We start from the raw sequence: 22,447 nt of genomic DNA on the forward strand, positions 1-22,447 counted from the left end.
CCTTGTGGTCGTCAAAAACGACGCCTCGCGGCTTCCCATACGGACGCGGCAACGTTACGGTCGATTGACACGCGTCTTTCGAAATAATCCCTCCAAGATAACCCCGGGAAACCGATGTTTGCAGGCAGAAAATTCGCGGCCTTCCTGTTCGATATGGACGGCACGATTCTCAATTCGATCGCAGCTGCGGAAAGGGTCTGGGCAGCGTGGGCGCATCGGCAAGGTCTTGACGTCGCCGCATTCCTGCCGACCATCCACGGCGTGCGGGCGATCGAGACCATCGGCCGGCTGGCGCTCCCAGGCGTCGATCCTGCCCGCGAAGCCGATTCGCTTTTGCAGGCCGAGGCGGCCGATGTCGAGGGCATTCGCCCGATTGCCGGCGCCGCGGCCTTCCTGGCGTCGCTGCCGCCTGGAAGCTGGGCGATCGCCACTTCGGCACCGCGCGAGCTCGCCCTGCTGCGCCTGCAGGCCGCGGGTATTCCGGCTCCCGCCGTGATTGTTGCGGCGGAGGATGTATCGCGCGGCAAGCCGGCGCCCGACTGCTTCCGGCTGGCGGCCGAACGGCTCGGCGTCGATGTGGGCGACTGCCTCGTCTTCGAGGACGCGCCGGCCGGCATAGCGGCGGCCGAAGCCGCGGGCGCTGCGGTCGTGGTGATCAGCGCCACGCACCGGCATCCGTTGGAGACGCCGCATGCCGCCATCACCGGCTATGGCGCGATCGGCATCGTCGTCGATGACAACGGCTGGATTGCCATCGAAGCGGAACGGACCGCACAGCCTGCTTAACTAGCACCCTGCTTGCGCTAAAAGTCGCTGGTCAGGCCCTTGACCTCCCAGTCGCCATAGCGGCCAGGCTCCTTGCCGCCGCGCCCGCCGATCTCCCTCGGCAGTGTGGCTTCCTGCTCGCGATATTTCTCCCGCCGGGCCTCGGCCTCGACCAAGGCGCGCCTGGCTGCCGGGGTCAGCGGCTTTTGCGGCGAGCCGTTAGCATACGTTTGGCTGGTTTTGTCGATCATGCGATCTTCCGCTAGATTGAAACAGGCCCCGATTGAAACGGGAACCGCTGTTTCCCATCATATAGCGATGGGCCCACAAGGATCGACCCCTTTGTCGGGCCAAAATGGAGCAGACGATGAACACCCTTCGCACCGCCATGCTTTTGGCCGCAATGACGGCCCTGTTCATGGGCGTCGGCTATCTGGTCGGCGGATCCGGCGGCATGATGATTGCCTTGCTGATCGCCGCCGGCACCAATTTGTTCAGCTATTGGAACGCCGACAAGATGGTGCTGTCGATGCACCGTGCGATCGAAGTCGACGAACGCAACGCGCCTGAATATTACGCCATCGTGAAGGGTCTCGCGCAACGTGCCGGCCTGCCGATGCCGAGAACCTATCTCATCGACAATCCGCAGCCCAATGCCTTCGCCACCGGCCGCAATCCGCAAAATGCCGCTGTCGCCGCCAGCACCGGCCTGCTCGAGCGGCTATCGCATGAAGAAGTCGCGGCGGTGATGGCACACGAGCTCGCCCATGTGCAGCACCGCGATACGCTGACCATGACGATCGTCGCCACCTTTGCCGGCGCAATTTCGATGCTCGGCAATTTCGCCTTCTTTTTCGGCGGCAACCGCGACAATAACAATTCCTTTGGCATCGTCGGCGTGCTGGTGGCGATGATCGTTGCGCCCCTGGCCGCCATGATCGTGCAGATGGCGGTGAGCCGCACCCGCGAATACGAGGCCGACCGGCGCGGTGCCGAAATCTGTGGACACCCGCTGTGGCTCGCCTCGGCACTTGACAAGATCGCGCGGGGCGCCGAACGCATCCGCAACCCGGATGCCGAGCGCAATCCGGCAACCGCCCATCTCTTCATCATCAATCCTCTTTCCGGCGAGCGCATGGACAGTTTGTTTTCCACTCACCCGAGCACAGAAAACCGCATCGCCGCGTTGCAGAGGATGGCGAGCGAAATGGCCGGCGCACCCGAAGCGGCCGCGACGCCAAGGCCGGCGCCGGAAGGGACCGGGCAGCAGCCGTCTGGTCCGTGGGACAGGGCCGCCCGGCCCGAGAGGCCGGCTGAGCCGGCCAAGCCGAGACCCAATCCCTGGGGACGCAATCCGACCGGACCCAAAGGTCCGTGGTCGTGACGAGCGCGACAGACAAAAAAGGCGGGATCTCGCTGGCGGAAATGCGCGATCTTTGTGCAAGGCACTGGAACCCTGTCGGCATACCGATGGCGAGCATAGCAACATCAGGTGACCTGGGCTTTCGCCCACTTCCTGAAGATGAATATGACACCTATCTCCGCCACATCGTCCGACTTGTCGGGGATGGTGCATCTCCAAAGCAAGTCGCGGACTATGTCGGCACGGTTGAGAAAGACTACATTCAGGTGATCTCCCCCCTAGGAAGCAAAGAAGATTTTGTCAGCGCCATATTTAAACTAGTCAACCGATCGCCGATACAATGAGGCCAACTCACAGTGAGGCTTCAGAAGCTCGCGGTCTCGCCGCGCGCAAGGCAGCCGCGCGCCTGCTTGCCGCCGTCATTGACGCGAAAACGCCGCTCGACGGGCTGACCGACCATGAAAACGGCCATCCACAATACAAGGCGCTCGACCTGCGCGACCGCGCTTTGGTGCGCGCCATTCTGGTCACCGCCCTGCGCTACCGCATCACCATATCAGGCCTTTTGGCCCGTCGCCTGGGAAAGCCGCTGCCGCCCAACGCCACGGCGCTTTCGCACATTTTGCATGTGGCGGCAGCGCAGATCCTGTTCCTCGATGTTCCCGACAGCGCCGCCGTCGACCTCGCCGTGACACACGCCAAGTCCGATCCGCGCACGGCGCGCTTTTCCGGCCTCGTCAACGGCGTGCTGCGCACGCTGGCGCGGGCCAAGCAGGACGAGCTCGCGGCAGCACTTGCCGCTAACGACGAGGCGCCAAAATGGTTTTCCGACCGTTTGAAAACGGTCTACGGCCTCGACAAGGCCAGGCAGATACTGCTCGCCCATCGCCATGAGGCACCGGTCGATTTCTCGGTCAAGTCGGACCCGGCGCTGTGGGCCGAACGGCTCGGCGGCTTTGTCTTGCCGACCGGCACGGTGCGGGTGGAAAAGCTCAGCGCTTCCGTGACCGAACTGCCCGGCTTTGGGGAAGGCGCCTGGTGGGTTCAGGATGCAGCGGCCAGCCTGCCGGCCCGGCTGTTCGGCGACATCAATGGTTTGCGAATCGCCGACCTCTGCGCCGCGCCGGGCGGCAAGACCGCCCAGCTGATCCTCGCCGGCGCCCACGTCACCGCGCTCGACATGTCCAAAACGCGGCTGGCACGGCTGACGCAGAACCTCGAACGGCTCGGTCTGGCCGCCGAGATCGTCCAGGCCGATCTGCTCAAATACGAGCCGAAGGACCTCTTCGACGCCGTCCTCCTCGACGCACCTTGCTCTTCGACCGGCACGGTGCGGCGGCATCCCGACGTCCCCTGGACGAAGACGGTGGCCGACGTCGAAAAACTGGCCGACCTGCAACGCCGGCTGCTTGCCCGCGCCGTCACCCTGGTCAAGCCTGGTGGACGCATCGTCTTTTCCAACTGTTCGCTCGATCCGCTGGAAGGCGAAGAGCTCTATCGCGACTTTCTCGCCGGCAATGCGGAGATTGTCGACGACCCGCTTCGGCCGGGTGAGATCGCCGGCATCGACCCGTTTCTGACGCCGCAAGGCACGTTGCGCACCACGCCTGCCGATCTGGAGCTAGGCTCGCCGGGCCGCTCCGGGCTGGACGGCTTCTTCGCCGCCCGCATGCGCAGAGCCGGCTAAGGGCCGATCCTGAAGCGCCGTCCGGCTTCTTGGGGCGAGGAGGCATGGAAAACAGGCTGAACGGCCCCACTGCCGCGGAATTCGCCTTCGCACAAGTTCTTGAATCATATAAACTTGTGCTTGGGTGAGGACGATCAGGAGGGGTTTTGGCAATCGCTGCCGGTAACACGACGCGTCTGTGGACGCTTGTCGCGAGGGAGTTCTGGCGCAAGACGCGCCGGCGCTTGCGCGCCGGGCCACTCTATCGCTGGCGCTACTCAGGCCGCACGCCGGAGCGCGTCCTGATCGCCCCACCGGACCTGCGGCTCGCCGATCCTCAGATCGCGCTCGAGATCTATTACGGCCGCTATCCGCTTTCGGGGCATCTGGTCGAGACCGGCGGCAAATCGCCCTTCCAGATCGACGTGCCCAATCCCGGCTGGCAAAAAACGCTGCATGGCTTTCGCTGGCTGCGCCATATGCGTGCCGCCGGTACCGAGCTCGCCGCCGCCAACGCCCGGGCGTTGGTTTCCGACTGGATTGCAATCCATGGCAGCCATATTTCCGGCGTCGCGTGGGAGCCCGGCACGACGGCCAAGCGTGTCATTGCCTGGCTGCAGCATTCCTCGATCGTGTTGCAGGGCGCCGAATTTCCGTTCTACCGCGCGTTCTTGAAATCGCTCGCCGTCCAGATCCGCTATCTGCGCGCCATGGTGCGCGAGATGCCGGACGGCAAGGACAGGCTGCGCGCCCGCATTGCGCTGGCCTTTGCCGCTTTGTCGCTGCCGGCGCCGGCCTCGGCGCTACGCGGTGCTACCCGCAATCTCGCCGAGGAGCTCGACCGCCAGATCCTGCCTGACGGCGGCCATATCTCGCGTAATCCGATGACCGTGCTTGAAATCCTCGCCGACCTTCTCCCGTTGCGCCAGACATACGCCAATCAGGCCGAGACGCCGCCGGCCGCCCTGATCGGCGCCATCGACCGGATGCTGCCGGCACTGCGCTTCTTTCGCCATCAGGACGGCAGCCTTGCCCGCTTCAACGGCATGGGCGCCACCATTCACGACCGTATCGCCAGCATCCTGCATCACGACGACACCGCCGGCGCACCGTTGCTGCACGCGCCGCATTCGGGTTATGAGCGCCTGTCGATGGGCGGTGTCACTGTGATCGCCGATACCGGCCCGCCGCCCCCCGTCGACGTATCCAATGCCGCTCACGCCGGATGCCTCGCCTTCGAATTGTCGTCGGGCCGCCAGCACTATATCGTCAACGCCGGAATAGACACTTATGGCGCCGCCGAGTTCCGGCCGCTTGCCCGAGCCACCGCCGCCCACTCGACCGCCACCATCAACGACACGTCGTCGGCGCGCTTCAATCACTCCTTGCGCGTCAACGACCTGCTCGGCACGCCTTTGATCGGCGGGCCTCAGCATGTGCCTTGCAAGCGCACCGACCAGAAGGGCAGCCAGGGCTTCATCGCCCGCCATGACGGCTATGGGGCGCGCTTCAGCTTCCTGCATGAGCGCGAGCTGAAATTATCGACCGAAGGCAATGTGCTTGCCGGCAGGGACCGTTTCCTGCGACCGGGCGGCGCTTCTATCCGCAACAATGGCCGTGACTTCGTCACGGTGCGTTTCCATGTCCATCCCGATATAAGCCTGCTCCAGGATGAGCATGACCGTCTGGTGCTGGCCGCCGACCATGCCGACACCTGGGTGTTTACCTCTACCGAAGTGGTGCCCGAGGTCGAGGAATCGATCTATTTCGCAGGGCTTGGCGGCCCGCGCCGCAGCCGCCAGATCGTGCTTGCGTTCAAGGCCTCGGAAATTTCGGAGGTCCACTGGCAATTGACGCGCACCATCATCGCCGGCCGTCCGGAAAAAGCTGAAGCCGGTGGCAACGGCAGACACTGATCAAGTCTTGCGGCTTGATTTCCGGGCCTCATATGCTACGGCCCGCGGACGCTCTCCAACCAGAAACTGGAAAGGCCGCCAGCCCATGGCCGTCGCCGCCAAGAACATTCCCGCGCCCGACCTTGTACCCATCCGTCGCGCGCTCCTTTCCGTCTTTGATAAGACCGGCCTGATCGATTTCGCCAGGGCGCTGGCTTCGGTCGGCGTCGAGCTAGTCTCGACCGGCGGCACCGCAAGGGCCCTTGCCGAGGCAGGCATGGCGGTGCGCGACGTGTCCGAGCTCACCGGCTTTCCCGAGATCATGGACGGCCGCGTCAAGACGCTGCACCCGTCGGTGCATGGCGCACTGCTTGGCGTGCGCGACGATCCCGAGCACGCCGCAGCGATGCGCGACCACGGCATCGAGCCGATCGATCTCGTCGTCTCCAATCTCTATCCGTTCGAAGAGGTGCGTCGCTCCGGCGCCGACTACGCGGCGATCGTCGAGAACATCGACATCGGCGGCCCGGCGATGATCCGTGCCTCGGCCAAGAACCACGCCTATGTCGGCATCGTCACCGATCCCGATGACTATGCCTCGGTGCTCAACGCGCTGGAGATGAATTTCGGCTCGTTGTCGCTGGATTTCCGCAAGAAGCTGGCAGCCAAGGCCTTTGCCCGCACCGCCACCTACGATGCGGCGATCTCGGGATGGTTCGCCGAGGCGCTTGAGATCGAGCATCCGACATGGCGCGCCTTCGGCGGCAAGCTGCAGTCGGTAATGCGCTATGGCGAAAACCCGCATCAGGGCGCCGGCTTCTATGTCAACGGCGACAGGCGGCCGGGCGTCGCCACGGCGCGCCAGCTTCAGGGCAAGCAGCTTTCCTACAACAACATCAACGACACCGACGCTGCCTTCGAGCTGGTCGGCGAGTTCGACCCGTCGCGCTCCGCAGCAATTGCCATCATCAAGCACGCCAACCCGTGCGGCGTCGCTGAGGACGCTTCGCTGCAGGCGGCCTATGCCAAGGCGCTGGCCTGCGACCCGGTCTCGGCCTTCGGCGGCATCGTCGCCATGAACCGCGTCCTCGATGCCGGAACCGCCGAAGAGATCGTCAAGACCTTTACCGAAGTGATCATCGCACCGGAGGCGTCCGAAGAAGCAGTGCGCATCATTGCCGCCAAGAAGAACCTACGCCTGCTGGTCACCGGCGGCCTGCCCGACCCGCGCGCGGCGGGCCTTGGCTTGAAATCGGTTGCTGGCGGTTTGCTGGTCCAGGGCCGCGACAACGCGGTGGTGGATGACCTCGAGCTGAAAGTGGTGACCAGGCGCGCTCCGACGCCGGCCGAATTGGCCGATCTGAAATTCGCTTTTCGCGTGGCAAAGCACGTCAAGTCGAACGCCATCGTCTACGCCAGGGATGGCGCTACAGTCGGCATCGGCGCCGGCCAGATGAGCCGGGTCGATTCCTCGCGCATCGCGGCGCGCAAGGCGCTCGACGCGGCCGAGGCTGCCGGCCTGACGGAGCCTTTGACCAGGGGCTCGGTCGTCGCCTCGGATGCCTTTTTCCCGTTCGCGGATGGGCTTTTGTCGGCAATCGAAGCCGGCGCCACAGCCGTCATCCAGCCCGGCGGCTCGATGCGCGACGACGATGTCATCGCCGCCGCCGACGCTCACGGCATTGCCATGGTCTTCACCGGAGTCAGGCATTTCCGGCATTGAACGCGTTACCCTCCCGCTGTGGGAGAAGGCAAGAGCAGCTCACTCCGCCGGCCGATCCGCCGGATAGGGCGTGCCGATCAGGATCGCCATGCCGGCGCCAAGGAACAGCACGATCGCCGCCATGCCGAGCCGCGCCGAGCCGCTAGCCAGGGTGATCGTGGCCACCATGAAGGGTGCGGCAAAACTGGTTGCCCGGCCGGCCAGCGCATAGATGCCGAAATAGCGGCCCGATTCGGCAGCGGAGACGCTGCGCGCCATGTAGGAGCGCGACGATGCCTGCACCGGCCCGAAGGCAAGCCCGATCAGCAGGCCGTAGAAAATGTAGGCTTTTTCCGCCGCCGTGCCGAACAATCCGCCACCATCCAGTCCGGGCATCACCCAGGCGCCGAACAGCGTATAGCCCGGCCCGGTAGAAACGATGCCGATCGTGGCAATGCTCAGCATGACCAGCGAAATCATCACTATGGTCTTGGAACCCAGCGCTGTGTCGAGGCGTGCGGCAACCAGGCAGCCGACGATGGCAACGACGTTGAGGATGATGCCGAACAGGCCGATCTCGGTAATCGACCAATGGAACATTGCCGCCGCAAACGTTCCGCCTAGCGCCAGCAGTGCGTTGACGCCGTCCTGATAGATCATACGGGCGACGAGAAAGCGAAAAATACCGCTGCGCTTGCGCACTTCGGCCAGCGTCGACTTCAGTTCCGATAGTCCCTCGCGCACCGCCGGCCCGATTGGAATGCCTTTGATCGCATCAGGCGTGAAGAAGAACATCGGCAGGATGAACAGGAAATACCAGGCCGCCGACAACGGCCCGGTAGCGCGCGCGTCCTCGCCGAGCCTGGGGTCGAGGCCGAAGATCGGGTCGAGCCCAACGACGGTCTTGCCGGTTTCAGGCGAGCCGGCCATGACGGTAACGACGAAGATCAGTGCGATCATGCCGCCGAGATAGCCGAGTCCCCAGGCCATGTTCGAGATCCTGCCGATGTCGCTCTTCGGCACCAGGCGGGGCATCATCGAATCATTGAACACAGTCGAGAATTCCGCCGCGACCGACGCCAGCGAGAACAACGCCACGACCAGAAAAAGATTAGAGCCGGGCGCGGCGAACCACAGCAGGGTGAGGCAGGTGATTTTAACCGCGGCGAAGAAGGCTATCCACGGTTTGCGTGGTCCGGTCTGATCGGCGATCGAGCCGAGGACCGGCGACAAAACGGCAATGACGAGGCCGGCGGCGGCAATGCCGTAGCCCCAGGCCGCTTGCCCGGTCTCTGGATTGCTGGCCATGCGCGAGACGAAATAAGGACCGAAGATGAAGGTGGTAACGACCGTGAAAAACGGCTGTGCCGCCCAGTCGAACAGCATCCATCCCCAGATGCCGCGTCCCGATGCCCGCTGCACTGCCATCTCAGCCATGTCCCCTCCGCTGGAGCTTGCTCCATGCCGATCGAATCGGAATGACGCTCCGTCTTCTTGTTGAGCACGATCTTGTCCAAAAGCCGATCGTCACTTTTTGGGATCATGCTCCGGTGCCCCCCAACGCAGGGCGCCGTTCGCTCAATAGCGCAGTTCTTCCCGGCAATCCCGCGCGATGTGGAAGACGTCTCACAGCTGCGTCAGATCACTCATCAGGCCGGACGCCACCGACAGCCGCGACACGGTGATGTCGCCGCCCTCGGTCAGCGCCTGCAGCCGCTCGCGGATGCGTCCGACCCGTTCGCCACCGGCCTCCAACCATGCCGACACCGGATCCGCCGCCTCGGCATGGCCGGTCAGCGCCGCCACCGCGATGCCGCGCCTGGCCGCGCCGATCGTGTCGGTAGCGCGGGAAAGCGCCAGTTGATCGTAATAATCCGAGGGCGTGATCGAGCGCGCCGCATCTTCGACGCGCGGGATACGGAAGACATCGCTGACTGCAAAAAACGCCTTGGCGGCAGCGACGATGCCGGCATTTGCCGTCCGCGCCGTCAGCGCTATGTCGGGGATGAGTTCCGCCACATCGGTCAACGCCAGTTGCTCGGCAAGGCTCTCGGGCGCGCCGCCCCTCGACAGGCTGTGCCGCCGCTCCTCGATCCGCTCGCGCGAGAAGGCCGGCAGCAGCGAAACGAGCTTCGGCTCAAGCGCCTTGCGCGCATCCTGCAACTCGGCAATCCGCTGCCCGAGCAGTGCAGTGCCGGCATCGTTCTTCAGGTACCAGCCGCTCGTCACATAGATCAGCCGGCTGACCGCCTGATAGAGGTCGAGCTGGATCTGTCCGTCGATCTGGTTGTCGAGCGCGTCGATCTGGCGATACAGCGCCGGCAGTGCAAAGCCATCCCGCACCACGGCGAAGGTGCGCACGACATCGGCGGCACTGCGCCCGGTCGCTTCCTGCAGCCTGTTGACGAAGGACGGGCCGCCGCGATTGACCAGGTCATTGGCGACGGCACGGGCGATGATCTCGCGGCGCAGGCGATGGCCGTGGATTTCCGCCGCATATTTCTTTGCCATGCGGTCGGGAAAGTAACCCATCAGGTCGCGGTCGAAATGCGGATCGTCCGGCACGTCGCTGGCGACGATATCGGAAAACAGCACGATCTTGGCATAGGCAAGCAGCACGCCGAGCTCGGCCCGGGTGAGCGGCTCGCCGCGCGCATCGCGCTCGGCAAGAGCCGCCGGCGACGGCAGCGTCTCGACGGCACGGTCGAGCAGCCCGCGCGCCTCGAGCGCCTCCATGAAGCGGCTCTGATGGGCAATGTCGGCAAGGCCGCGCTTGCGAGCAAGGGACAGCGCCAGCGTCTGCTGGTAATTGTTGGACAGCACTAGGGCGCTGACCTCGTCGGTCATCTCGGCCAGCAATTTGTTGCGCGACGGCCGCGTCAGCGATCCCTTCCGCATGGCGGAAGCCAGCGCGATCTTGATGTTGACCTCGACGTCCGAGCAGTTCACGCCGCCCGAATTGTCGATCGCATCTGAGTTGCAGCGGCCGCCATTCAATCCGAATTCGATGCGCGCCCACTGCGTGACGCCCAGATTGGCGCCTTCACCGATGACCTTGGCACGCAGGTCGAGCGCGGTGATGCGGATCGCGTCATTGGCACGGTCGCCGACGTCCTGGTTGGTCTCGCCCGATGCCCTGACATAGGTGCCGATGCCGCCGAACCACAAAAGATCTGCTGGCGCCTTGAGGATGGCACTCATGATCTCGACCGGCGTGGCCGTTGTCTTGCCGAGGCCGATAGCTGCAGCCGCGGCGGCCGGCAAGGTGATCGACTTCTGGCTGCGCGAGACGATGATGCCGCCTTCGGACAGCTTCGTCTTGTCGTAATCCTGCCAGCTTGAGCGGGCGAGAGCGAACATACGCCGGCGCTCGGCCATCGAAGCGGCCATGTCGGGATCGGGATCGATGAAGATGTCGCGATGATCGAAGGCGGCGATCAGCCGGGTCTGCTCCGACAGCAGCATGCCGTTGCCGAACACGTCGCCCGACATATCGCCAACGCCGACGACGGTGAACGGCGTGGTTTGGATGTCGCGGTTCATCTCGCGGAAATGCCGCTTGACCGCTTCCCAGGCGCCCTTGGCGGTAATGCCCATCTTCTTGTGGTCGTAGCCGGCCGAACCGCCGCTGGCGAAAGCGTCGTCGAGCCAGAAGCCGTGCCTTTCGCTGATGGCGTTGGCGATGTCCGAGAAGGTCGCCGTGCCCTTGTCCGCGGCGACGACGAAATACGGATCATCCTGATCGCGCCGCACGACGCCGGCTGGCGGGACGACGCCGTCCAGCCCGATATTGTCGGTGATCGACAACAGGCTGGAAACGTAATTCTTGTAGGCGGCCGTGCCGGCCTCGAAAATTGCGTCGCGCCCGGCGCTCATCGGCAGCTTTTTCGGGTAGAAGCCGCCCTTGGCGCCAACCGGCACGATCACCGCATTCTTGACCTGCTGTGCCTTGACCAGGCCGAGCACCTCGGTGCGATAGTCCTGCGCACGGTCCGACCAGCGCAGGCCGCCGCGCGCGACCGGGCCGAAGCGCAGATGCACACCCTCGACCTCGGAGCCGTAGACGAAGATCTCTCGCCATGGCCGCGGCGCCGGCAGCCCGTCGACCGATTGCGAATCGAGCTTGATCGCCAGCGATTGGCCTTTCTGTTTCGTATCGGCAACGAAATGATTGGTGCGCAGCGAGGCTTCGATCAGGTTCAGATAACGGCGGATGATGGTGTCGTCGTCAATGTTGGGAACGTCTTCCAGCGCATCCGTGATCTTGGCTTTCAGATGTTTGGCCTGAACGACGCCTTCCGTCTCGGCCGTCGGGCTGAGGCGGGCGACAAACAGCGCATGCAGGCCGCGGGCGATCTCGGGATAACGTTTGAGCGCGGCGGCGATGAAATCCTGGCTCTGCGGGATGCCGGCCTGCTGCAGATAGCGGCCATAGGCGCGCAGGACAGTGATCTCGCCCGACCACAGGCCGGCGGTCTGGGCAAGGCCGTTATAGCCGTCATTGTCGACATCGCCGCGCCAGACGGAAAGGAACGCATCCTGGAACAGCGCGCCGCCATTGCCGAGGTCGATCGGCCTGCCGTAGCTGTTCTCGAGTTCCATGTCGTGGATGAAGACCATGCCGGGCTGATCTCTATTGATCATGCCGGATTGAATGTCGCCGACCTCGAAAGTGCGCTCGCTGATGACGCGGAAACCGATGTTTTCCAGCACGGGCACGCGCCGCGACAGCGCCACCGGGCTGCCATGGTGATAGATCTTCAGCGCCGCCTGATGCGGCTTCTGGACGGTGTGACGGTAATAGTCGATGGCGATCGGATTTGACGCATCGAGCTTGGCGATGCGCCCGGCGTCGGCCAGCGCCACGGCCGGCGGAAAACTGTCGCGATAACTTTCCGAAAAACGCGAGGCGATGGCCGTGAGTCTCGCATCGGCGCCGGTCTCTGTCGCGGTCTCGCGCAGTGCATCGTCCCAGGTCCGTACGATGTCGCGGATCGCCGCCTCGATCGTCGCCTGCTCGACCTTCGGCGTCCTGCCGCCGGAGCGGCCGATGATGAAATGGACGCGCGCCAGCCCGCCTTCCGGGAAGGCCGGATAATAGGCCGACAGCCGGCCTTCGAAGACGGTCTTCAGATAGGTGCCGATCTTCTCGCGCACGACGCTGTCGTAGCGGTCGCGCGGCACGAAGACGAGCACGGAGACGAAGCGGTCGAACTGGTCGACACGCACCAATGCCCTGACGCGCGGTCGCTCGATCAAGCCCAGTATGGCTTCGGCATGCTTGCGCAGGATCGGCACCGAAACCTGGAACAGCTCGTCGCGCGGATAGCTCTCCAGCACGTTGATCAAAGCTTTGCCGGAATGGTCGCTTGGATTGAAGCCGGATTTGGCAATGACGGTTTCCGCCTTCGAGCGCAGGTAGGGGATTTTCATCACCGAGCGCGTATAGGCAGTCGAGGTGAACAGGCCGACGATACGGAGCTCGCCTGAAAGCACGCCTTTGCCGGTGTAGGTCTTGACGCCAATGTAGTCGAGGTAGATGCGGCGGTGCACCGATGACTTGGCGTTGGCCTTGGTGACGATCAGCGGTTCCGGCCCATGCAGGAAGGCACGGATTTCCGGGGTCGTGCTCACCGCTTCGGTGCCGCGCCTGAGCACCAGCACGTCGGGATCGGAAAGGATGCCGAGGCCGGGCTTTTCGGCGCGCTCGAGCATGCCGCTCGTCTCGCCGCCAGTGTAGTTGAATTCGCGCATGCCGAGAAAGGTGAAATTGTCGTCGCGCAGCCATTCGAGGAAGGCGATCGCCTCGGTGACATGGGCCTTGTCGAGCGGCACTGGCGAGTAGCGGAATTCCGAGATCGCCTGGTCGAGGCGGGCAAGCATCGGCTTCCAGTCGGTGACGGCGGCTCGCACCTGGCCGAGCAGCTTCGTCAGGCGTGCGGCCAGGCCTTCGGCCTGCTCGGCCGAAAGGCGGCCGATATGGACATGGATGACGCTCAGTCGGTCATGGCTGTGGTCGCCCTTGGCATAACCGCCATCGCCGAGGATTTCCTCGACGCCGTTCTTGCCGTGCCTGACGACTATGACCGGATGGGTAACCAGCAGCGGCTCGCCGGCGCTTTCTGTAATCTCGCCGAGGACGGAATCGAACAGGAACGGCATGTTGTCGTTGACGACGGTGATCACCGTCATCGGCCGGCCCTGGCGGACGACACCGGAATCAACGTCTATGGCAACGACGCAGTCGTCCTTCTTGTGCCTGGCCACTGCGCGGCCGGCGAGTTCGGCAGCGCGTTCGAGATCGATGACGTCGTAGGCGGCGACATCTTCGGCCGGAGCTCGGGCCAGCAAGTAGTCGGCAAGCCTGCCGGGCTTTTCGCCACCCGCGGCTTCACCCCTCGTCACGCCGGCCTTTTTCAACCGGCTCGCTGACTTTACGCTGGCCATGAGTCCCTCCCGTCACATGTTTTTGCGGCTATGCTAACAGATGACGGGTATTTGGCGACAAAGGTTTGACGGCTTGCGACGAAATGTCGGAATTCACCGGCAGCCTGGCGAAAACGAGGAGAAATCCGCCATGACGGAGAAAATTACCGCGCTTGACCTGGCACCGGCGGAGCTGAGCGACGCGACCAAGGCCTATTTCGCCAAGTGCCGGGAGAAGCTCGGCCTCGTTCCCAATGTGCTGCTCGCCTATGCCTTCGACGAGAAGAAGCTGCGCGCTTTCACCGACATGTACAATGATTTGATGCTGGGTGAATCCGGCCTGTCGAAACTCGAGCGCGAGATGATCGCGGTGGCCGTCTCGTCGGTCAACCATTGCTACTATTGCCTGGTCGCGCATGGCGCGGCGGTGCGCCAGCTTTCCGGCGACCCGGCCTTCGGCGAGATGATGGTGATGAATTTTCGCGCCGCCGAGCTTTCGGACAGGCAACGCGCCATGCTCGAATTCGCGGTGAAGCTGACCGGGCAGCCGGCAAAGATCGTCGAAGCGGACCGGGCGGCGCTGCGGCAAGTCGGCTTTTCCGACCGCGACATCTGGGACGTCGCCTCGACCGCGGCGTTCTTCAACATGTCGAACCGGCTGGCATCGGCAATCGATATGCGGCCGAACGATGAATACCATGCGATGGCGCGATAGGGCACCGCCGTTGCGAGCCAACCGCACATTATATTAGCTACTTCGCATTCTCGTTGCTTGTTTGCCGGTTTGGTCCGATGATCGGCATGCGGCATGACCGCATGCCGGTTCGATGCCGCCGATCAAAGGAGGAGAACATGGCGAAATTTCTCTACGTCTATCACGGCTCGGGCAAGATGCCGACCGAGGAGGCCGAACGGAAGGCAGCGATGGATGCCTGGAACGGCTGGTACGGCAAGCTTGGCTCAGCGGTGGTCGACGGCGGCAATCCAGTCGGCATGTCGAAGACCCTGCTGCCTGGCGGCAAGGTCGAGAACAATGGCGGCAGCAATCCGACCGCCGGTTACACCATCATCGAAGCGAAAGACATCGACGATGCCGTCGGCAAAGCCAAGGATTGTCCTATCCTGACGGACCCGGGTTTCAGCGTCGAGATTGCGCCGATAATCGAAATGGGTTGACGCGCCGGCTCAGGACCGCGCCGCGATAGCCGCCGCAGCGCCGGCCATGGTTCCGGCGCTGACGCGGTTGGCAATCTTCATCGCCCGCTTGCTTTTGAGCAGCTTGCGCGCCTGTGATGCGGCGAGCACCCAGGTCAAATCGATAGCGACCAGGACAACGGCCATGGTCGCGGTCAGCTCGACCCAGCCGATCATGCTGACCGAACCGAGGTCGATGATGGTCGGCAGCAGCGCCAGGTAGAACATCATGATCTTCGGGTTGCCGAGCGTCACCGCCATGCCGGCAAAGAACAGCTTGGTGGGCGAATCTTCGCGCGGCAGCGAACCTTCTTTTGCCTCGACCGGCGCCGTCCACATCTTCCAGGCCAGCCAGGCGAGATAGGCGACGCCGACCCACTTCACGACGACGAAAGCAAAATGGAACGTCTGCGCCACCACGGCGAGGCCAAACACCGCCAGGGACAGCCAGATCGCTTCGCCGATCCACATCGCAAGCAGGAACGGGAACACGTCGCGAAACCCTTTTGCGATGACCCGCGCCACAAGAGCGGCGATCGATGGGCCGGGCGAGCCGGCGGCAACAAGCAGGGCGCCGGCAAAAATCAGAAGCGATGTGAAATGCATGACGCGGATCCCGTTTGAAATGTTTGGGTCGTTCAACATAACCCAACTGGTCCGACGACAGTAGCGTCCACGGAAAGAAGGCTTGTCGGCCAGGCACCTCGCGGCTAGAAATGTCGTTCCGAAATCCTTTCCGAGCTTCACTTTGCCTACGTAACCGCCGGTCTCGTCAACTCCCCCAACACAGAGCAGGGCGTCGCAGTCGCGATGCCTGTTTTCACATCATGTGTTCCTCGGGTGGCGGTTCGAGACCGGTTTGGCACTGCTGAACCGCTGTCGCGCATAACCACCCGCGACACCTGATTTCCAACTGCCGCAGTCTCTCGCCACGCCGTGCCCGCAAGGGTTCTCGATATCGCCGATCTGACGAACTTCCCGACGGGAAGGGCTTTTCGGCATGCCTTCGATACTGCGTATCCGCTGGGCGATCACACCCAAGACCGCACCTCGACCTCACCTCAACTGCAATCGCTGCGGCGGCCTGAAAGCCTATCGCTGCAGCGGCAAATTCCGGGTCAATGCCAATGGCAAGCGCATTGACGCCTGGTTGATCTACCGCTGCATCGACTGCGACAATTCCTGGAATTTCGGCATTCTGGAGCGCTGCAGCCGCCGCGATATCGAACCGGCAATATTGCAGGCGCTCGAAAGCAATGATCCGGTCCTGGCGCGGCGCCATGCTTTCGATGTTGCCGCATTGCGAAGCAGGATCGGGCGCGTCGAGGAGTTTCCTGAAGCCATCGTTCATAAGCAGGTGCTCGGGGACAGGCCGGAAAATACCAGCGCTCTCGAACTTCAGCTCTGGCTCGAAATGCCGACAACGCTGCGGCTCGACCGGTTGCTGGCCAGCGAACTCGGTGTCCCGCGATCGCGGCTACAGGTTTGGGAAGAGAAGCGATTGCTGGTGGTTGGTCCGGACGGGGCCAAAGCCTTGCGCCGGCCGGCGCGGGCGGGAACGGCGATCCGGATCCACCTGTCTGGCGAACCAGACCGGGACGAAATCATTTCGGCTGCAGGTGGATGAGGCGACGGCAAGGGAATCCGTAGTCAGAGACAGTTGCGGCCAGGGGTCAGTCGCCCTCTTTGGAGGCCGAGCCAATCAAACCCTTGGCCGCATCGAGATCGCTGTCGGCGACTTGCACATGGATCAAGCCAAGCCTGCCCGTGTCGAGAAGATAATTCGCGAGAGCATAAATTCCATACGCGTCGAGCATCGACACGCAAACTTCGGCCTCGGGTCGATTGTCGTATATGACAGCCGTGACGAGTTTACCGCTCATTGCGCGGTATTGCCCTTTATGCCGCGCCGACCACTTTCGCCGACTTCTCAAAACGCTTGCGCTCGTTCGGATCGAGATAGAGCTTGCGCAGGCGGATGGTCTTCGGCGTCACTTCGACCAGCTCGTCGTCCTGGATCCAGGCCAGCGCGCGTTCCAGCGTCATGCGGATCGGCGGTGTCAGCTTCACCGCCTCGTCCTTGCCGGCGGCGCGGATGTTGGTCAGCTTCTTGCCCTTGAGCACGTTGACTTCGAGGTCGTTGTCCCTGGAATGGATGCCGATGATCATGCCCTGATAGACTTTGACGCCGGGGTCGATGACCATCGGGCCGCGGTCTTCCAGGTTCCACATGGCGTACGCCACCGATTCACCCTGTTCGTTGGAGATCAGCACGCCGTTGGTACGGCCCGGCAGCTCACCCTTGTAAGGTTCATAGGCATGGAACAGCCGGTTCATCACAGCGGTGCCGCGCGTGTCGGTCAACAGTTCCGACTGGTAGCCGATCAACCCGCGCGTCGGTGCGTGGAAGACGATGCGCTGGCGATTGCCGCCCGAAGGGCGAAGCTCGACCATCTCGGCCTTGCGCTCCGACATCTTCTGCACGACGACGCCGGCATGCTCCTCGTCGACGTCGATGACGACTTCCTCGACCGGCTCCAGCAATTCGCCGCTGTCGCCCTTCTGCATGACGACGCGCGGCCGCGACACGGCGATCTCAAAACCTTCGCGGCGCATCGTCTCGATCAGCACGGCCAGCTGCAATTCGCCGCGGCCGGAGACGAAGAACGAATCCTTGTCCGGCGATTCCTCGATCTTCAGCGCGACATTGCCTTCAGCCTCGCGCAGCAGGCGGTCGCGGATGACGCGGCTGGTCACCTTGTCGCCTTCGGTGCCGGCCAGCGGGGAATCATTGACCAGGAACGACATCGTCACGGTCGGCGGATCGATCGGCTGCGCATGCAGCGGTTCCGTCACCGACGGGTCGCAGAACGTGTCGGCGACGGTGCCCTTCGACAGGCCGGCAATAGCGACGATGTCGCCCGCCTGCGCCTCGTCAATGGGCTGGCGCTCGAGCCCGCGGAAAGCGAGGATCTTCGAAATGCGGCCGGTTTCGACCTGGGTGCCGTCATGGTGCAGCACCTTGACCGCCTGGTTGGATTTCAGTGTGCCGGATTCGATACGGCCGGTGATGATGCGGCCGAGGAACGGATTGGCTTCCAGGATGGTGCCGATCATGCGGAACGGGCCGGGATGAACGGTCGGCGCCGGCACGTGCTTGATGACGAGGTCGAACAGCGGCGCCAGAGCCTGGTCCTTCGGACCTTCGGGGTTTTCCGAGACCCAGCCGTCGCGGCCTGAACCGTAAAGGATAGGGAAGTCGAGCTGCTCGTCGGTAGCGTCAAGTGCTGCAAAAAGATCGAACACCTCGTTGACCACTTCGACGTGGCGGGCATCTGGCCGGTCGATCTTGTTGATGACGACGATCGGCTTCAGTCCAACCTTGAGTGCCTTGCCGACCACGAATTTGGTCTGCGGCATCGGCCCCTCTGCGGCGTCGACCAGCACGATGGCCGAATCCACCATCGACAGAATGCGCTCGACCTCGCCGCCGAAGTCGGCGTGGCCGGGCGTGTCGACGATGTTGATGCGGGTGTCCTTCCAGTCGACCGAGGTCGCCTTGGCCAGGATGGTGATGCCGCGTTCCTTTTCGAGGTCGTTCGAATCCATGGCGCGCTCGGCGACGCGCTGGTTGTCGCGGAACGAGCCGGACTGTTTCAGAAGCTGGTCGACGAGGGTGGTTTTTCCATGGTCGACGTGCGCGATGATCGCGATATTGCGGATTTTCATGTTTCGGTCTCGGGAGCGTTGCAGGCAGCAGGCCAAAAGGCGCTGCCTCTTTCGGTTGGGCGGCTCATACAGGGTTTTTCGCAATTGCGAAAGAGGAGGCGAGCCACCAAATAAAGTCACCAAATCTTAAATGTCTTGGTGTGAAGTGGAATTATTAACCAAGGCGGAACCTTTCATGGTCCGGACAGTTCGAATTTCATGATCGAGATAGGCATCAAACTCCGGCCGATTTTGGCATGTACCGCGCTCGCCGTCCTCCTCGCGGCCGGCGCGGCGCAGTCGGCGGCGTCGTTCAAGGAGACGCGGTCTGCTTTGCCGTCCGACAAGCCGTCGGCGGAGCAGCTTTTTGCCGATGCTCCCGATGGCGTCGATCCGGTGGTGACCGGGCCGGTAAGCGCCGTCTTCAAGCAGCGGCAGCAAAATGCCGGATGCGACAGCGCCGTCTGGCCCAACATTCCCGTCGTCTGCTATCCCGATTGATATACGTCCTACCCTCGGCCTGGCCCGAGGGTAGTGGCGGCGTCGCTCACGCCGACCGCACCGGATCGAGCGTGACCTTGTAGAGTTCGCTGTCGTCACGATCCATCAGCCGCACCGTCAACTGCTCGGTGGCGCCATCGATCTCGACGAGCCCGAAGAACTGCAGGCCGGCCGAAGGCGCCAGGTTTTGACCCTGTTCGGCAGTTGGTGCCTTTATGAACTTCAGCTCCGGGCCGAATGTCATATCGAAACCATTAGGCCCGAACGTGCCGGAATGGATCGGACCCGAAACGAATTCCCAAAACGGATTGAAGTCCTGGAACTGCGCCTTGTCCGGATTGTAGTAATGCGCAGCTGTGTAATGCACGTCTGCGGTGAGCCAAACAGTGTTGCTGATACCCGCATTCTTTATATAGCGAAGAAGGTCGGCAATTTCCAGCTCACGCCCTTTGGCCGGGCCATTGTCGCCATTGCTGACCGCCTCGGCCCCTACCTTCTTGGTGCCGTCGTTCCAGACGACGAGGCCGAGCGGCATGTCGGCGGCGATGATTTTCCAGGTTGCCTTGGAATTCGCCAGTCCGCGCTTCAGCCATTTCGTCTGCTGTTCGCCAAGGATGCGCGATTGCGCCGTCATCGTCTCTTGCATATTCGGACCGTTGGGGCCGCGATAGGAACGCATGTCGAGGAAGAACACGTCGAGCAGCGGACCATAGGCGATCTTGCGGTAGACGCGGCCGGGCTCCGACGGCTCGTAACGGATCGTCGTCATTTCGTGGAAGGCGCGCGCCGCACGTGCCGCCAGCACATGAATGGATTTTTCAGTGTAGCGATCGTCGGCGCTCAGGTCCTTCGAGTCCGACCAGTTGTTCAGCACCTCGTGGTCATCCCACTGATAGAAGGTCGGACAGATGGCGCTGAGCGCCAGCACATGCCTGTCCATCATGTTGTATTTCCACTGCACCCGGTATTCGTCCAGCGTCTCGGCAACCTTGCGCTTCTCGTCGATCAGCACTTTGTTTTTCCACTTGCCGCCGTTGGGCAGGTCGACCTCGTCCTTCATCGCACCATCGGCATAGATCGTATCGCCCGAATGCAGGAAGAAGTCGGGCGTGTGCTTGGCAATGGTGGCGTAGGTCTTCATGCCGGTCTCGTCGATGCCCCAGCCTTGGCCGGCGGTGTCGCCCGACCAGGCAAAGCGAATGTCGCGCTTCGAGGCAGGTGCCGTGCGGAAGCGGCCGACGACCGGCTCGGAAACGGCGTTGATGTCGGCAAGATCGGCCGCGACCATGCGGTAGAAGATGTCCTGGTCGGAGGCGAGATCGGTAAGCAGCCGCTTCACCGTATAATCGCTGGCCGGCGAGGTATCGAGCGGCGCCAGGCGGACGGCATTGGTGAAGCTTTCGGTCGGCGACACCTCGAACATGACGCGCGACGGCCGGTCGGTGCGTGTCCAGACCATGCCGCTGGTGGCGTCGACGTCGCCGGACTGGATGCCATGGGTGAAAGCCGGGCGCTGATTGGCGCGCGAGTAATAGGGAAGGGCGAGGCCCGCGGCGCCGACCAGGCCAACGGCGCTGGCCGACGTGACGAAAGCGCGCCGCGTCATCGAAATCTTGTTCATGGCTGTCTCCTGGATGGCATTGAACGTCGCCACCAAGCTCCAGCTTCAATGTTTCAGGCACATTTCGAAACGATGAAGGTTTGATAACAGTGAACAGGCTGGCGAATCTCCCTCCTTGAGGGGGAGATGTCGCCGAAGGCGACAGAAGGGGGTCGTCTCGCATGGAGCACCGACCTCTTGCATCGGCGATAAGGGGCCGAGCCCAGTCGGACCGACCCCCTCTGGCCGCTTCGCGGCCATCTCCCCCTCAAGGGGGGAGATTAGCACGGCCGATTGCGCCCTACGCCGCCTGCGGTTCCGGATCAAACGCCGGGCGGCTGGTGTTGATCAGCAGCGAGATGCAGGCGGCGGCTATTGCCGTCATGCCGGCGATCAGGAAGGCAAGCTGATAGTTGCCCTGAAGCTCACGCATGGTGCCACCGAAGGCAGCGGCGGTTGCCGCACCCACCTGATGGCCGGCGACGATCCAGCCGAAGACGATCGGCCCGCTGCGGTCGCCGAACGCCTCGTTGGAAAGCCTGAGCGTCGGCGGCACCGTCGCGATCCAGTCCAGTCCGTAAAACACGGCGAAGATGATCAGGCTGGTCGCCGAGAAGCCGGAATAGGGCAGATAGATCAGCGACAGGCCGCGAATGCCATAATAGACGCCGAGCAGCTTGCGCGGATCAAAGCGATCCGTGAGCCAGCCCGATAGCGTCGTGCCGATAAGGTCGAAAATGCCCATCATCGAGAGCAGGCCTGCGGCCTGCACTTCGCCGATGCCCATATCGCCGCAAAAGGCGATCAGATGCGTGCCGACCAACCCGTTGGTGGTGAAGCCGCAAACGAAAAACGTGGCGAACAGGTACCAGAACACGCGCGTACCGGCGGCGCGGCGCAACGTGCTCAGCGTATGCGCGAGGAAATTGCCTTGCGCGGCCGGCGGCGCCGGCGGCACGTCGTCGGCCTCGGCACCGTAGCGCACCATGCCGATCGCGGCTGGCCGCTCCGGCACCAGCATATAAACCAGCGGCACCAAGGCGGCGGTGGCCACGGCAATGGCGATGGCGACCGGCTTCCAGCCGCCCGACTGGGCGAGCGAGGCGAGCAGCGGCAGGAAGACCAGCAGCCCGGTGGCACTGGACGCCGACATCAGTCCCATCACCAAGCCGCGATTGGTCTTGAACCAGCGGTTGACGATGGTCGCGCCGAGCACGGTGGCGACGGCGCCCGAGCTGACGCCGGAAAACACGCCCCAGGTGAGGAGCAGATGCCACGGTTTGGTCATCAACAGGCTGAGCGCGGTCGATCCCGACATCAACAGCAGCGCGGCAAGCAAGGTGCGGCGCAGCCCGATCCGCTCCATCAGCGCCGCGGCAAACGGCCCGGTCAGGCCATAGAGGAAGATGCCGGTGGCCGCCGCCAGCGACACCACGTCGCGCCGCCAGCCGAAACTGTTCTCGAGCGGCAGCATCATGACTGCCGGCGCCGAACGCAGGCCCGCTGCGATCAGCAGGCAAAGGAAGATGACGGCGACCACGACGAAAGCGTAGCGCTGGCCAAACGGGCGGGATTGAGCTATCATGTTACTGACCGGTACGTTGCAGGAGCGCGAAACATACGTACC

Annotated in this window: 18 protein-coding genes; 10 read left to right on the forward strand and 8 right to left on the reverse strand. The window is 63.3% G+C overall.

Annotated features, from left to right (window positions below):
- Nucleotides 1–114 precede the first annotated feature (114 nt).
- The gene (locus NKI59_RS14180; RefSeq protein WP_352704856.1) at nt 115–786 is read left to right on the forward strand and encodes an HAD-IA family hydrolase; all 672 of its coding nucleotides are present in this window, start codon (nt 115–117) and stop codon (nt 784–786) included.
- Between the two features lie 17 nt (nt 787–803).
- Here NKI59_RS14180 and NKI59_RS14185 read toward each other — a convergent pair whose 3' ends face one another.
- On the reverse strand, nt 804–1,016 hold the full coding sequence (locus NKI59_RS14185) for a DUF1674 domain-containing protein (protein WP_352704858.1): 213 nt from the start codon (nt 1,014–1,016) through the stop codon (nt 804–806).
- A 116-nt stretch (nt 1,017–1,132) separates the two neighbouring features.
- On the opposite strand from NKI59_RS14185, the gene htpX reads away from it, so the two are divergent.
- The 5 genes from htpX to purH all read left to right on the forward strand — a co-directional run bounded on the left by htpX (nt 1,133) and on the right by purH (nt 7,412).
- Complete coding sequence (gene htpX, locus NKI59_RS14190; protein WP_352704859.1) at nt 1,133–2,149, forward strand: zinc metalloprotease HtpX; 1,017 nt, start codon at nt 1,133–1,135, stop codon at nt 2,147–2,149.
- Nucleotides 2,146–2,472, forward strand: coding sequence for a hypothetical protein (locus NKI59_RS14195; protein WP_352704861.1), 327 nt, complete (start codon nt 2,146–2,148; stop codon nt 2,470–2,472). The genes htpX and NKI59_RS14195 overlap by 4 nt, the downstream gene beginning before the upstream one ends.
- The gene (locus tag NKI59_RS14200; RefSeq protein ID WP_352704863.1) at nt 2,469–3,815 is read left to right on the forward strand and encodes an RsmB/NOP family class I SAM-dependent RNA methyltransferase; all 1,347 of its coding nucleotides are present in this window, start codon (nt 2,469–2,471) and stop codon (nt 3,813–3,815) included. The genes NKI59_RS14195 and NKI59_RS14200 overlap by 4 nt, the downstream gene beginning before the upstream one ends.
- Nucleotides 3,816–3,961: 146 nt before the next feature.
- Complete coding sequence (locus tag NKI59_RS14205; protein ID WP_352704865.1) at nt 3,962–5,710, forward strand: heparinase II/III family protein; 1,749 nt, start codon at nt 3,962–3,964, stop codon at nt 5,708–5,710.
- Between the two features lie 85 nt (nt 5,711–5,795).
- On the forward strand, nt 5,796–7,412 hold the full coding sequence (gene purH / locus NKI59_RS14210) for a bifunctional phosphoribosylaminoimidazolecarboxamide formyltransferase/IMP cyclohydrolase (protein ID WP_352704867.1): 1,617 nt from the start codon (nt 5,796–5,798) through the stop codon (nt 7,410–7,412).
- Between the two features lie 39 nt (nt 7,413–7,451).
- On the opposite strand, the gene NKI59_RS14215 is transcribed toward purH, so the two are convergent.
- A complete protein-coding gene (locus tag NKI59_RS14215) occupies nt 7,452–8,828 on the reverse strand; it encodes an MFS transporter (RefSeq protein ID WP_352451235.1) in 1,377 nt (458 codons plus the stop codon).
- A gap of 189 nt (nt 8,829–9,017) precedes the next feature.
- Nucleotides 9,018–13,838, reverse strand: coding sequence for an NAD-glutamate dehydrogenase (locus NKI59_RS14220; RefSeq protein ID WP_352704869.1), 4,821 nt, complete (start codon nt 13,836–13,838; stop codon nt 9,018–9,020).
- Between the two features lie 130 nt (nt 13,839–13,968).
- On the opposite strand from NKI59_RS14220, the gene NKI59_RS14225 reads away from it, so the two are divergent.
- A complete protein-coding gene (locus tag NKI59_RS14225; protein ID WP_352681815.1) occupies nt 13,969–14,532 on the forward strand; it encodes a peroxidase-related enzyme in 564 nt (187 codons plus the stop codon).
- Nucleotides 14,533–14,669: 137 nt separating this feature from the next.
- Entirely contained in the window at nt 14,670–14,993 is a 324-nt protein-coding gene (locus NKI59_RS14230) for a YciI family protein (RefSeq protein ID WP_023678126.1), read from the forward strand.
- A 9-nt stretch (nt 14,994–15,002) separates the two neighbouring features.
- Here NKI59_RS14230 and NKI59_RS14235 read toward each other — a convergent pair whose 3' ends face one another.
- Nucleotides 15,003–15,617: a LysE family translocator gene (locus NKI59_RS14235; RefSeq protein ID WP_352618209.1), complete on the reverse strand. Its 615-nt coding sequence runs from the start codon at nt 15,615–15,617 to the stop codon at nt 15,003–15,005.
- A 394-nt stretch (nt 15,618–16,011) separates the two neighbouring features.
- On the opposite strand from NKI59_RS14235, the gene NKI59_RS14240 reads away from it, so the two are divergent.
- On the forward strand, nt 16,012–16,638 hold the full coding sequence (locus NKI59_RS14240; RefSeq protein ID WP_352704872.1) for a DUF1062 domain-containing protein: 627 nt from the start codon (nt 16,012–16,014) through the stop codon (nt 16,636–16,638).
- Nucleotides 16,639–16,684: 46 nt separating this feature from the next.
- Here NKI59_RS14240 and NKI59_RS14245 read toward each other — a convergent pair whose 3' ends face one another.
- Nucleotides 16,685–16,894, reverse strand: a complete 210-nt coding sequence (locus tag NKI59_RS14245; RefSeq protein WP_352474675.1) for a hypothetical protein — start codon at nt 16,892–16,894, stop codon at nt 16,685–16,687.
- A gap of 16 nt (nt 16,895–16,910) precedes the next feature.
- A complete protein-coding gene (gene typA / locus NKI59_RS14250) occupies nt 16,911–18,740 on the reverse strand; it encodes a translational GTPase TypA (protein WP_023678130.1) in 1,830 nt (609 codons plus the stop codon).
- A gap of 198 nt (nt 18,741–18,938) precedes the next feature.
- Here typA and NKI59_RS14255 point away from each other — a divergent pair, with 198 nt between their 5' ends.
- Nucleotides 18,939–19,220 carry a hypothetical protein gene (locus NKI59_RS14255; RefSeq protein ID WP_352704874.1) on the forward strand — a complete coding sequence of 94 codons (282 nt, stop codon included), beginning with the start codon at nt 18,939–18,941 and terminating at the stop codon, nt 19,218–19,220.
- Nucleotides 19,221–19,266: 46 nt separating this feature from the next.
- Here NKI59_RS14255 and NKI59_RS14260 read toward each other — a convergent pair whose 3' ends face one another.
- Together NKI59_RS14260 and NKI59_RS14265 are read right to left on the reverse strand one after the other, a co-directional pair.
- Nucleotides 19,267–20,841 carry an alkaline phosphatase D family protein gene (locus NKI59_RS14260; protein ID WP_352704876.1) on the reverse strand — a complete coding sequence of 525 codons (1,575 nt, stop codon included), beginning with the start codon at nt 20,839–20,841 and terminating at the stop codon, nt 19,267–19,269.
- Between the two features lie 280 nt (nt 20,842–21,121).
- Nucleotides 21,122–22,405, reverse strand: coding sequence for an MFS transporter (locus NKI59_RS14265; protein WP_352704878.1), 1,284 nt, complete (start codon nt 22,403–22,405; stop codon nt 21,122–21,124).
- Nucleotides 22,406–22,447: the final 42 nt, after the last annotated feature.

The organism is Mesorhizobium sp. M0598 (assembly GCF_040320865.1).
In the GTDB taxonomy this organism is placed as follows: Bacteria; Pseudomonadota; Alphaproteobacteria; order Rhizobiales; family Rhizobiaceae; genus Mesorhizobium.